Origin of the sequence: Aeromicrobium sp. (assembly GCF_025965075.1) — a bacterium.
GTDB lineage: Bacteria > Actinomycetota > Actinomycetes > Propionibacteriales > Nocardioidaceae > Aeromicrobium.
In genome coordinates, this window is sequence record NZ_JAOPXQ010000147.1 from 1 (window position 1) to 9,860 (window position 9,860).

General features: G+C 71.6%; 16 protein-coding genes, 1 tRNA gene and 1 pseudogene. 8 read left to right on the plus strand and 10 right to left on the minus strand.

Features of this window, described 5'->3' with window-relative positions; translation table 11 throughout:
* Positions 1-307 (plus strand): annotated as a pseudogene (locus JWQ91_RS09105) (hypothetical protein); the annotation flags it as partial.
* Here JWQ91_RS09105 and JWQ91_RS09110 read toward each other — a convergent pair.
* From JWQ91_RS09110 to JWQ91_RS09125, 4 genes are all read right to left on the minus strand, one after another.
* Positions 304-591 carry a hypothetical protein gene (locus JWQ91_RS09110; protein ID WP_297782692.1) on the minus strand — a complete coding sequence of 96 codons (288 nt, stop codon included), beginning with the start codon at positions 589-591 and terminating at the stop codon, positions 304-306. The pseudogene JWQ91_RS09105 and the gene JWQ91_RS09110 sit on opposite strands and share 4 nt — an antisense overlap.
* Positions 592-658: 67 nt before the next feature.
* Positions 659-943, minus strand: coding sequence for a hypothetical protein (locus JWQ91_RS09115; RefSeq protein WP_297782694.1), 285 nt, complete (start codon positions 941-943; stop codon positions 659-661).
* Between the two features lie 148 nt (positions 944-1,091).
* Positions 1,092-1,280 (minus strand): hypothetical protein, encoded by a 189-nt coding sequence (locus tag JWQ91_RS09120; RefSeq protein ID WP_297782696.1) that lies wholly within the window; start codon positions 1,278-1,280, stop codon positions 1,092-1,094.
* 141 nt (positions 1,281-1,421) lie between these two features.
* Positions 1,422-2,138, minus strand: a complete 717-nt coding sequence (locus tag JWQ91_RS09125) for a GAF and ANTAR domain-containing protein (protein ID WP_297782698.1) — start codon at positions 2,136-2,138, stop codon at positions 1,422-1,424.
* A 133-nt stretch (positions 2,139-2,271) separates the two neighbouring features.
* On the opposite strand from JWQ91_RS09125, the gene JWQ91_RS09130 reads away from it, so the two are divergent.
* Positions 2,272-2,934 (plus strand): hypothetical protein, encoded by a 663-nt coding sequence (locus JWQ91_RS09130; RefSeq protein WP_297782700.1) that lies wholly within the window; start codon positions 2,272-2,274, stop codon positions 2,932-2,934.
* 68 nt (positions 2,935-3,002) lie between these two features.
* A complete protein-coding gene (locus JWQ91_RS09135; protein WP_297782702.1) occupies positions 3,003-4,025 on the plus strand; it encodes a quinone-dependent dihydroorotate dehydrogenase in 1,023 nt (340 codons plus the stop codon).
* Here JWQ91_RS09135 and JWQ91_RS09140 read toward each other — a convergent pair.
* The gene (locus JWQ91_RS09140; protein WP_297782704.1) at positions 3,980-4,672 is read right to left on the minus strand and encodes a TetR/AcrR family transcriptional regulator; all 693 of its coding nucleotides are present in this window, start codon (positions 4,670-4,672) and stop codon (positions 3,980-3,982) included. The genes JWQ91_RS09135 and JWQ91_RS09140 overlap by 46 nt on opposite strands.
* A gap of 63 nt (positions 4,673-4,735) precedes the next feature.
* Here JWQ91_RS09140 and JWQ91_RS09145 point away from each other — a divergent pair, with 63 nt between their 5' ends.
* Positions 4,736-5,038, plus strand: a complete 303-nt coding sequence (locus JWQ91_RS09145; protein ID WP_297782706.1) for a hypothetical protein — start codon at positions 4,736-4,738, stop codon at positions 5,036-5,038.
* Here the strand turns inward: JWQ91_RS09145 and JWQ91_RS09150 are convergent.
* Entirely contained in the window at positions 5,022-5,546 is a 525-nt protein-coding gene (locus tag JWQ91_RS09150; protein ID WP_297782708.1) for a hypothetical protein, read from the minus strand. The genes JWQ91_RS09145 and JWQ91_RS09150 overlap by 17 nt on opposite strands.
* Positions 5,547-5,619: 73 nt before the next feature.
* Between JWQ91_RS09150 and JWQ91_RS09155 the strand changes: the two genes are divergently transcribed.
* The 3 genes from JWQ91_RS09155 (at position 5,620) to JWQ91_RS09165 (ending at position 7,150) form a co-directional block, all read left to right on the plus strand.
* Positions 5,620-5,692 (plus strand) — tRNA-Thr (locus tag JWQ91_RS09155).
* Between the two features lie 160 nt (positions 5,693-5,852).
* The gene (gene rpmG, locus JWQ91_RS09160) at positions 5,853-6,023 is read left to right on the plus strand and encodes a 50S ribosomal protein L33 (RefSeq protein ID WP_232400614.1); all 171 of its coding nucleotides are present in this window, start codon (positions 5,853-5,855) and stop codon (positions 6,021-6,023) included.
* Positions 6,020-7,150: a UDP-N-acetylmuramate dehydrogenase gene (locus JWQ91_RS09165; RefSeq protein WP_297782721.1), complete on the plus strand. Its 1,131-nt coding sequence runs from the start codon at positions 6,020-6,022 to the stop codon at positions 7,148-7,150. The genes rpmG and JWQ91_RS09165 overlap by 4 nt, the downstream gene beginning before the upstream one ends.
* A 9-nt stretch (positions 7,151-7,159) precedes the next feature.
* On the opposite strand, the gene JWQ91_RS09170 is transcribed toward JWQ91_RS09165, so the two are convergent.
* Genes JWQ91_RS09170 through JWQ91_RS09185 form a run of 4 tightly spaced genes read right to left on the minus strand, consistent with a single transcriptional unit; the run spans position 7,160 to position 9,400 of the window.
* Entirely contained in the window at positions 7,160-7,591 is a 432-nt protein-coding gene (locus JWQ91_RS09170) for a hypothetical protein (protein WP_297782711.1), read from the minus strand.
* Entirely contained in the window at positions 7,588-7,965 is a 378-nt protein-coding gene (locus tag JWQ91_RS09175) for a DUF4190 domain-containing protein (RefSeq protein WP_297782713.1), read from the minus strand. Before JWQ91_RS09175 ends, JWQ91_RS09170 begins: the two co-directional genes overlap by 4 nt.
* A gap of 26 nt (positions 7,966-7,991) precedes the next feature.
* On the minus strand, positions 7,992-8,366 hold the full coding sequence (locus JWQ91_RS09180) for a DUF4190 domain-containing protein (protein ID WP_297782715.1): 375 nt from the start codon (positions 8,364-8,366) through the stop codon (positions 7,992-7,994).
* A 2-nt stretch (positions 8,367-8,368) separates the two neighbouring features.
* Positions 8,369-9,400, minus strand: a complete 1,032-nt coding sequence (locus JWQ91_RS09185) for an adenosine deaminase (protein WP_297782717.1) — start codon at positions 9,398-9,400, stop codon at positions 8,369-8,371.
* Positions 9,401-9,522: 122 nt separating this feature from the next.
* On the opposite strand from JWQ91_RS09185, the gene JWQ91_RS09190 reads away from it, so the two are divergent.
* The coding region (locus JWQ91_RS09190; protein ID WP_297782719.1) for a DUF4339 domain-containing protein at positions 9,523-9,860 on the plus strand (338 nt) is incomplete at its 3' end.

Here is a 9,860-nt window from a genome sequence, read left to right on the forward strand (position 1 = left end):
GACGCTGATCGGCTGTCTGGCGTGGGCGTCGCTGATGACCCTGTTCGTGGCCGCGTCGCCGAACCTCGAGATCCTCATCGGGCTGCGCTTCCTGGCCGGTCTCGCCCTCGGCGGGCTGCTGCCGACCGCGCTGGCCTGCATGAGCGAGGTGTCCGCCGCCGGCCGGGGCCGGCACCGGGGTAGCTGTCGACCCTCGTGTCGTCGGAGGCCGGCTCCACGTACCTGGCCGAGGGCTGCACGGGCTGGCCCGGGTGTCACGGCTGAGGGCCTGAGCGCTCTCGTCAGCCGGCGGACCTCGCTCGCCTAGCCGCGACCTTGTCCCGAGGTGCCTGCGCCGCCGCGGGACGACCGGTCCGGGTCGGACGGTTCGCTGTCGCCCATCACGGCCATCGTGAGGGCGAGGAAGAAGCCCCCGAGCGCTGCCAGGACGGCGACCGCGAGGGCGATGTATCCCCAGGGCTCCCGATTGATCTCGCCGGTCCTCGCAAAGGCGATCCCGGCGATCCCGACGGCTACCAGGCCGACCAGACTGGCGGCGATGATGCCCCAGCGTCGATGGTGGTCCGCGATGATCAGCCGTTTCCTGGCCATCTCGCCATCATACGTCCGCGATGCGTCGGGAGCGCTCGTGAGGAAGCCGCAGATCCTCGTCGTGCGGCTACCCGCGCCGGGTCCGGACTTCTTCCGGGCTGAGCTCGCAGATGCGGTCGCGCTCCGCGTCGGGGTCGACAATGCGGATGACCCGTCGCGCCCGGATCTGGTCACCGAACGACCGACACTCGGCGATCACGAAGCATTCGGGTCCGGAGCGGGAGCCCAAGGCGGTCACGCCCGGATAGGCGATCCGCCGGAACGCCCTCAGGATGCTCTGCTGCCTCGCCTCGTCCCGCACGCGGTAGACGTGCAGCGGCCAGCCGATCTGTGACGTGTCATCCGTTGGCATCGTGAAAACCTTCGCTGCAGGATTTCGCCGACTACTTCTCAACCGGTCCACCCATGGTGAACCCGACGCGGTGGATACGCAAGACGTTCGGCCCAGTTCGTCATGGGTCGGAGGTCCTCATGGGCTGTCAGCGTCTGCCGAGCCACGGTCATTTCTTCCGCGCGTAGTGAGCTGCCCTCAGCATCACTCCGAGGTCGCGACGCAGCGCCCGCCAGGTCGGGAAGCCCTTCGAGGGGCGACGGAGATAGGAGACCAGATCGCCGGTGAAGGCGACGACCGCCGCAGCCAGCACGAGGCTGAGCAGGAGGCTGGCGAGCAAGGTGAAGGCGAGGAGCATTCCGGGGTCGTCTCTCAAGAGGCCTGCCCAGCTCCTTCTCAACTGGATGCCCGCGCCTCAGCGGGGGCACTCCTTCATTGTGCCCCTCCGGGGCAGCGACAAACAGGGGTGCGGGCGGGCCCGAGCAGACCGAACGACCGGTTACGGCGTGATTCCGTGCTTGCCCTGCCGGCGACGGGCGACCTCCGGGAGCTCCTTGCGCTGCACGACGGTGCGCGCAACCTCGATCAGCCGGATGTTGCCGTCCTGGGAGTAGCGACGCAGGATCGCGAACGCCCGGTCGGCGTCGACGTCGAAGCGTTCCATCAGCACGCCCTGCGCCTGCCCGATGACGGTCCTGGAGTCGAGCGCGTTCTGGAGGCCCTCCCGGAGCCTCACGGCGGCCAGCCCGGCCGCAGCATGGCTCGCGAGGAGCCGGGCCACGTCGACGTCCTCGCCCGTGAACTGCCGGATCGTCGAGCCGTAGAAGTTGATCGCCCCGATGCGATCACCACCGGTGTGGAGCTCGGCCGACAGGATGCTGCGGAACCCGAGCTCGACCGCCGCCGGCCCCCACCGCGGCCAGCGCGGATCGGTCGCGAGGTCGGCGGAGAGCATGGTGCGCGTCGTGGTCGCGGCCTCGATGCACGGGCCCTCGCCGAGGTCGTACTGCAGCCGGTCGGCCGCCCGGATCAGCGGATCGGACTCGCCGATGGAGTCGAACCGGCCCTGGCCCCGCAGCAGCGTGATGCCGGCGAACTGGGTGCCGAGCATCTTCATGCCGAACGCGACGATCTGATTCGCGCTCTGGTCGACCGTGGTCGCCTTGCTGAGCTCGATGGCGAGCCTCGCGAAGGTCTGATCCGGTGACTCGTGCACGGCTCCCTCGCGGTGGTCCAGGTCGCCCGGGCGGGCGTTGTCCCAATGTAGACCACGAGGGGCCCAAAGGCTGACAGGCTGTCGGGATGCTGCGATGCCGGGGGCGGGTCGTGCCCTCGACTACCGTTCGGATGTGACCACCACCCTCGTCGACTCCCGCTACGAGACACCACCCGTCGTGCGGGGCCTCGACCTGACGGCCAAGGTCTTCCTCGTCCTGCTGCTCGTCGTGGCGGTGCTCTACCCCGACTTCGGCAACGTCCGCGGCAAGGGTGCGGCCGCCCGGGCGATCGGCTACCCGCTGCTGGCCTTCGCGGTGCCGATCGTGTGGTTCGTCTACTGGCGCGAGCGGGCCTCGTTCCCCTGGGTGGCGGACCTGCTGGTCACCGTGACGTGCTTCACCGACACCTTGGGCAACCGGATGGACCTGTACGACTCGATCTCCTGGTTCGACGACTGGATGCACTTCATGAACACCGGCTTCCTGGCCGCCGCCGCGATCGTGCTGACCCTGCACCGCAGCGCGTCCCTGGGCGCCACGATCGAGCGGGCGCTGGCGTTCGGCGTCACCGCGGCGGTGGGCTGGGAGATCGCTGAGTACTTCGCATTCCTCAAGACCTCGCCGGAGCGTCTGGGCGCCTACACCGACACACTCAGCGATCTCGCGCTCGGCTCGCTGGGCTCGCTGCTGGCCGCCTTCGTGGTCCACGCGATCTGGCGCCACGGCGGCCTGTTGACCGCCGCGCCCCAGCTCGACCGCCTGGGCCAGCGTGGCGTGCTCGAGACGTCCGGCTGACGGCACTCGGGACCTACCGGGCCGCCCACGCGTTCGGACCGGTCCCGGGCGGGCGATAGGCTCCGCGTGTGGTCTATCGCGCCTTCTTCGACGCCGTCTTCCGCTCGATGGATCCCGAGAAGGCGCACGAGCGTGGGTTCGTCGCGATCCGTGCCGGCCGCCTCGCGACCCGGCTCGTGCTGCCGCAGACCCGCGCACCGCGCACCGTGATGGGCATCGAGTTCCCGAACGCCTTCGGCCTCGCCGCGGGGTTCGACAAGAATGCGCGCGCGGTCCCGGGCCTCCTGGCCCTGGGCTTCGGCCACGTCGAGATCGGGACCGTCACGGCCCGCGCGCAGCCCGGCAACCCGAGGCCGCGCCTGTTCCGGCTCGTCGAGGACCGCGCGATCATCAACCGGATGGGGTTCAACAACGACGGAGCCGCCGAGGTCGCGTCCCGCCTCCACCGCCTGCGCCGCACACGGGCCGGCCGGGACGCCGTCATCGGGGTCAACATCGGCAGGACCAAGGTCGTCGACCCCGAGGAGGCCGTCGCCGACTACGTCGAGAGCGCCCGGCTGCTGGCGCCCTATGCGAGCTATCTCGTCGTCAACGTCTCGTCGCCCAACACCCCCGGCCTGCGGGACCTCCAGGCCGTCGGCGAGCTGCGCCCGCTGCTCGCCGCGGTCAAGCACGTCGCGGACCGGGTCCCCGGACGTCGGGTCCCGCTGCTGGTCAAGATCGCCCCCGACCTCGCGGACGACGACGTTGACGCGGTCGCCGACCTCGCGGTCGAGCTGGGACTCGACGGCATCAGCGCGACCAACACCACGATCGCCCGACCAGCGTCGCTGCGGACCGACCGGGCTGTGATCGAGGCTGCGGGCGCCGGTGGGCTGTCCGGGCCGGTCCTGGCGGAGCGCGCCGCCGAGGTCCTCGTCCGGCTGAGGGCCCGCGTCGGCGACCGGCTCGCGATCATCGCGGTCGGTGGAGTCACGACCCCCGACGACGTCCGGGCCCGGCTCGCCGCGGGCGCGGACCTCGTGCAGGGCTACACCGGATTCATCTACGAGGGCCCGCTCTGGCCCTCCCGGCTCGCTGCCTCCTCCTGACCGCCGGCCAGCAGGAGCCGGCGCCACGCGTCGGCCAGCCAGGCGTTGAACCGGTCGGGTGACCAGCCCCGCCGGACGACCAGCAGGTCCCAGTGCTCCGCGGCGTTCATGCTCCAGACGATGTCCGCGACCTCCCGGTCGCTGAGGTCGTCCCTCAGCTCGCCGGTCGACCTCAGGTCACGGGCGAGCAGCAGCATGTTGGCGGCCCGGCGCTCGGACACCTGCCGCCACACCGCCGCGCAGGACTCGTCGGCGTCCGCCGCGACGCGCAGGGCCGTGAAGACCGGCGCGAGCCGCTGCTGGATCGCAGTCACGGCGGCGGCGTAGACGTCGATCATCTCGGTTGCCCGGTCGCACTCCCGGATGCGCCGCACGTAGTCCCGCTCCTCGGCCGTGACGGCGTCGGTCTGCCCCGACAGGGCCGACTCGACGAGGGCCAGCATGATCTGCGGCTTGCGGCCCACCGCGGCGTACAGCGTGTCGAGGTGAACGCCGGCCCGGTCGGCGATCGCCCGGACCGTCGTCCCGGTGTAGCCCTGCGTCGTGAAGAGCTCCCGGGCGGCGTCGAGGACGGCCGCGCGGGTGCGCTCGGACTGCTCGGTGCGGGCGGGGGAGCGGTAGGGGCGGCTCTTGACGGGTTCGGGCATCGGTGGAAGTCTAACAATATTCGTCCGAAGTTAATTCGGACCAACCTCCAGGAGGTGGCGGCCATGGTGCACGCCTTCACGCAGGACGTTCCGATCGACCTCCCGACGTACGAGCGGATCATCGCCGCGCTGGGACCCGAGCCACTAGCGGGCCAGCTCGTGCACCTGTGCGTCCGCCGTCCCGACGGCGGGCTGCGTTACATCGACGTGTGGGAGTCCGTCGAGGCGTGCGCCGCGGCGTTCGACGACCGGATCCACCCCGCGGTCGCCGAGGTCCTGGCCGCGAACCGGCCCGCCGAGGAGCCGACGTCGGCACCGCTCGACGTGCTGCACATGAGCGGGACGGGGGTCAGCGCGGTCGCTTGAGAGCCGTCCGGCGCCTCGGCCGGAGCCGGGGGTCGTCCGTGCCGATGCGCTCCGTCGGTGCGGCGTCGGAGCGCTTGACGACCCCGCCGTGCGCCCACGGGACCCCGATGTACATCGGCACCTTGGCGATCCAGCCGATGACCCAGAACCCCACGACGCCGAGGCCCGTGGCGACGACGCCGGTCCAGAACGCCCAGCCGATGCCGAGCCCCAGTCCGGCGGCCCCCGCCACCAGCCCGTACGTGAACAGGGCACCGATGACCCCGCCGCCGCGACGGATCGACTCCCCGCCGAAGACCGCGGCCGCGAGGATCGGTCCGACGACGCCTCCGACCGTGACGACCGTCGCGACGATCCCGAGCCAGCCCGGCGACCCCTCGGTGTCGCTGGCCAGACCGAGGCCGAGACCGACCCCCGTGACGACGAACAGCACCGCGACGAGCGAGCCGGACCACCGGTTGATGGTGTCGTCACTGAACCGAAAACCGCTGGGATGACGAGCGCTCATGGCCGTCATCCTGCACCAGGCACCCCCGATTTCGCATCCGGGGCGGTGACCCGGTATCTTTGCTTGTCGGCTTGCCCCCTTAGCTCAGTCGGTAGAGCGCTTCCATGGTAAGGAAGAGGTCTTCGGTTCGATTCCGTAAGGGGGCTCTGGGAAACGAGGCAACTCGGGACCCGTTTCTGCTGGCTATCTCAGGTGGTTAGAGCACAAGACTCATAATCGTGTTGTAGCGGGTTCGAGTCCCGCCCCAGCTACCGCACGACCACGCACGCAACACCCCAGCATCATCGATCAAGAAGAGGCACCCTCGTGGCCAGCAAGAGCTCAGACGTTCGTCCCAAGATCACCTTGGCCTGCACCGAGTGCAAGGAACGCAACTACATCACGAAGAAGAACCGTCGCAACGACCCCGATCGCATGGACCTGAAGAAGTTCTGCCCGCGCGACAAGCGCCACACGCTGCACCGCGAGACGCGCTGACCTCTCGGTCCCCCGCGAAGCCCCCCTCTGCTGCAGCAGACGGGGGCTTTCGCCGTTCCCCCAGCGTCCCGTCGGAGGGCTCGTCGCCGGCTGCTAGCGTCGCCGCCATGGACCTCGCCGAGCTGACGACGTTGCGCCTCGGCGGCCCGGCCCGCTCGGTCATCGATGCCACCACCGAGGAGCACCTGCTCGAGGCCGTACGCATCGCGGACGAGGCCGGGGACCCGCTGCTGGTCGTGGGCGGCGGCAGCAACCTGGTGGTCGCCGACGAGGGTGTCGACGCCACCGTGGTGCGCGTCCTGACCCGCGGCATGCGGGTCGACGCCGACGCGTGCAGCGGGGCGATGGTCACGGTCGCGGCGGGGGAGCCGTGGGACGACGTCGTCGCCCGCGCGGTCACCGAGGGCTGGGTCGGCGTCGAGGCGCTGTCCGGCATCCCCGGTGCGACCGGCGCGACCCCGATCCAGAACGTCGGCGCGTACGGCCAGGAGGTCTCGCAGACCGTCGCCACCGTGCGGGCGTACGACCGCCTCGACCGCAGGGTCCGCACGATCCACGTCGTCGACTGCGGCTTCGGCTACCGGCACAGCCGGTTCAAGGCCGAGCCGCACCGCTGGGTCGTCCTGACCGTGGCGTTCCAGCTCGCGCTGGGCGACCTCGGCGCCCCCGTCGCCTACGCCGAGCTGGCCCGGACGCTCGGTGTCGAGGTCGGCGAGCGTGCCCCCGCCGCGGAGGTCCGCCGGGCCGTGCTGGAGCTGCGCCGGGGCAAGGGCATGGTGCTGGACCCCGCCGACCACGACACGTGGAGCGCCGGCTCGTTCTTCACCAACCCGCTGCTGGGCCCCGAGCAGGCCGACGCGCTGCCGGAGGCCGCCCCCCGCTTCGCCCAGCCCGACGGCACGGTCAAGACCAGCGCGGCCTGGCTGATCGACCACGCCGGCTTCGGCAAGGGCTACGGGACGCCCTCGGTGTCGCTGTCGACCAAGCACGCGCTCGCGCTGACCAACCGCGGCGACGGCACGACGGCGCAGCTGCTCGACCTGGCCCGCGAGATCCGCGCCGGTGTGCAGCAGGCGTACGGCATCACGCTGGTCAACGAGCCCGTGCTCGTCGGCTGCGCGCTCTGACCCCGCGCGCTAGTAGGTGCTGCCGTCGTCCCAGAAGTCGTCGACCGACAGCGTCAGGACCAGGAGCAGGACGGCAAGCGCGACTCCCAGTGCCAGGAGGACGGTGCCGATGATGCCGAGGATCTTGCCGGTGTTGGCCTCGCCGCGGCCACCGAGCTGTCCTCCGCTGGCGTCGATGTCCCGCACCGCGTGGGCTCCCATGATCCACGCGTAGGGCGCGACGAGCAGCGGCAGGACACACGCGAGACCGCCCGCGATGCCGATGATGCCGAGCACCATCGCGGTCGTGGCCTTCGGGTGGCTGGGACGCGGTGCGGCGTACGGCTGCTGGTAGCCGTAGCCGGGGGGCGGCTGCTGCGGGGGATAGGCCGAGCCCCAGTTGGGCTGCTGCGGCGGCTGCTGGCCGGGGTACGGCGGCGGGGTGCCGGGCTGGTCGCTCATCGACCCACCAGCCCGGGAAGCGCTCCGACGAGCGAGTAGTCGTACGAGCCGTCGAACGACGAGTCGTCCGCTGCGACCGCGACGATCACGAGCACGATGAGGGCCAGGATCCCGAGGACCAGGAGCGCCGTCCCGACGATGCCGAGGATCTTGCCGGTGTTGGCCTCGCTGCGGCCGCCGTACGTCCCGGGGCTCGCGTCGATCTCCCGCACGGCCCTGCCGCCGATGACCCAGGCGAAGGGGGCGACGACGCCGCACGCCACGATCCCGACGATCCCGAGGACCAGGGCGGTCGTGGACTGCGGGTGCTTCGGCGGTCCGGAGGCGGGCTGCGGGCCCGAGCGGGGCGGGGGCGGTGGTGGGGTCTGGCTCATGGCATCACCCTAGTCAGAGCCGGCCCTCATGCCCCGTATCCCGCGTCGTAGTGCGACACCAGGACGAGTCCCAGGAGGATCAGCGCGGTGAGGAACAGCGCGATGAGCATCAGCCCCGTCCCGACCATGCCGAGCACCAGCCCGGTCCGGGCCTCCCCGGCGCCGGACCAGGTGTCGGGCTCACGCTCGATCCGGCGTCGCGCGTCGGCGCCGAGGTACCACGCCACAGGCGCCACGAAGACCGGCACGAGGAGCGTGAAGAAGCCGCCGACGCTCACGATCCCGAGCACCATCGCGAGGGTCGCCCGGGGTGCCTTGGGCAGCGGCTGGCGGAACGGCGTGGGCCGGGCCGGCGGCGAGGGCGGGAACGGTGGCGGGGCGGGCGGCTGCGGCGTCGTCACGGTCAGTGCCCGCTCGGCGGTGCGGCCAGCCAGCCGTCGATGCAGGTCATCGCCGCCTCGACGATGTCGGTGGGGGCGTATGACCGGCGGACCGACATGCGCGCCAGCTCCGCGAGCTCGGCGTCGGTGAAGTCCTGGGCAGCCCGCAGCACGGCGTACTGGCCGGCGAGGCGCGAGCCGAACAGCAGGGGGTCGTCAGCGCCCAGGGCGACGTCGACGCCGGCGGCGGTCAGGGTGCGGATCGGCACCTCCTCGAGAGTCGCGTAGACGCCCAGCGACACGTTCGACGTCGGGCAGACCTCGAGGGCGACGCCCTGCTCGGCCAGCCGGCCCAGCACCGCCTCGTCCTCGCTGGCCCGCACGCCGTGGCCGAGGCGGTCGGGATGCAGGTGGTCGAGGCACTGCGTGACGTGCGCCGGCCCCAGCAGCTCGCCGCCGTGTGGCACGAGGGCCAGCCCGGCGCGCTCGGCGATCGCGAAAGCGGGCCCGAACGCCGTCGTGTCGCCGCGGCGCTCGTCGTTCGACAGCCCGAACCCCAGCACGCCCCGGCCGGCGTACTGTGCGGCGAGCCGGGCGAGCGTCCGGGCGTCGAGCGGGTGACGGGTCCGGTTGGCGGCGACGACGAGGCCGACCCCGATGCCGGAGCGCTCCGACGCCTCACGCACGGCGTCGATGACCAGGTCGGTGAATGCCGTGATCCCGCCGAACCGGGCCCCGTAGCCGGACGGGTCGACCTGGACCTCGGTCCACACGGACCCGTCCGCGGCGTCGTCGAGGGCCGCCTCGAGGATCAGGCGCCGGACATCCTCCTCCGTGCGGAGCACCGAGCGGGCGACGTCGTAGAGCCGCTGGAAGCGGAACCAGCCCTTCTCGTCGGTCGTGCTGAGCTGCGGCGGCCAGTCCTCGGTCAGTGACGCGGGCAGGCGGATGCCGTCCCGATCAGCGAGCTCCAGCAGCGTCGCGTGGCGCATCGAGCCCGTGAAGTGCAGGTGCAGGTGGGCCTTGGGCAGCAGTGAGACGGGCCGCATGCCCATCGAGGTCCCGTCGCCCGTCACAGGGGCCAGTCAACACGACCCCTCGTCCCGATCCGTGGCGCGGTCGCACGTGGCGTCCCGGGTCCACTACTGTTCGCCGGACCCCGACCTTTGGAGACACCATGACCGCCACCCCGCCGCCCGGCGCCCCGTCCCAGCAGCCGAGCCTCCCGGAGGGCTCGTACTACGTCTCGAACACCGGCGAGGTCAGCGGCCCGTACGACGCCGCGACCCTGGCCGGCTTCGTGACGTCGGGACACATCGTCCCGACCTCACAGATCTCGAAGGACGGCGGCGAGTGGGTGCCGGCGCACCAGGTCCAGGGCCTGTTCCCGGCCGGTGCACCCTCGAGCTTCCCGGCACCCGCGCCGGGGCAGGGCTACCCGCCGCAGGGCGCGTACGGACCGCCGGTCGGCCAGAAGTCCTTCGTCACGGCGATCGTCCTGTCGGTGCTGCTCGG

Bases quoted from the DNA above. Each gene is read 5' to 3' on its own strand.
- JWQ91_RS09110 (WP_297782692.1), bottom strand. From the start codon at position 591: ATGGCCAGGAAACGGCTGATCATCGCGGACCACCATCGACGCTGGGGC.
- JWQ91_RS09115 (WP_297782694.1), bottom strand. From the start codon at position 943: ATGCCAACGGATGACACGTCACAGATCGGCTGGCCGCTGCACGTCTAC.
- JWQ91_RS09120 (WP_297782696.1), bottom strand. From the start codon at position 1,280: ATGCTCCTCGCCTTCACCTTGCTCGCCAGCCTCCTGCTCAGCCTCGTG.
- JWQ91_RS09140 (WP_297782704.1), bottom strand. From the start codon at position 4,672: ATGCCCGAACCCGTCAAGAGCCGCCCCTACCGCTCCCCCGCCCGCACC.
- JWQ91_RS09145 (WP_297782706.1), top strand. From the start codon at position 4,736: ATGGTGCACGCCTTCACGCAGGACGTTCCGATCGACCTCCCGACGTAC.
- JWQ91_RS09150 (WP_297782708.1), bottom strand. From the start codon at position 5,546: ATGAGCGCTCGTCATCCCAGCGGTTTTCGGTTCAGTGACGACACCATC.
- JWQ91_RS09170 (WP_297782711.1), bottom strand. From the start codon at position 7,591: ATGAGCGACCAGCCCGGCACCCCGCCGCCGTACCCCGGCCAGCAGCCG.
- JWQ91_RS09175 (WP_297782713.1), bottom strand. From the start codon at position 7,965: ATGAGCCAGACCCCACCACCGCCCCCGCCCCGCTCGGGCCCGCAGCCC.
- JWQ91_RS09185 (WP_297782717.1), bottom strand. From the start codon at position 9,400: ATGGGCATGCGGCCCGTCTCACTGCTGCCCAAGGCCCACCTGCACCTG.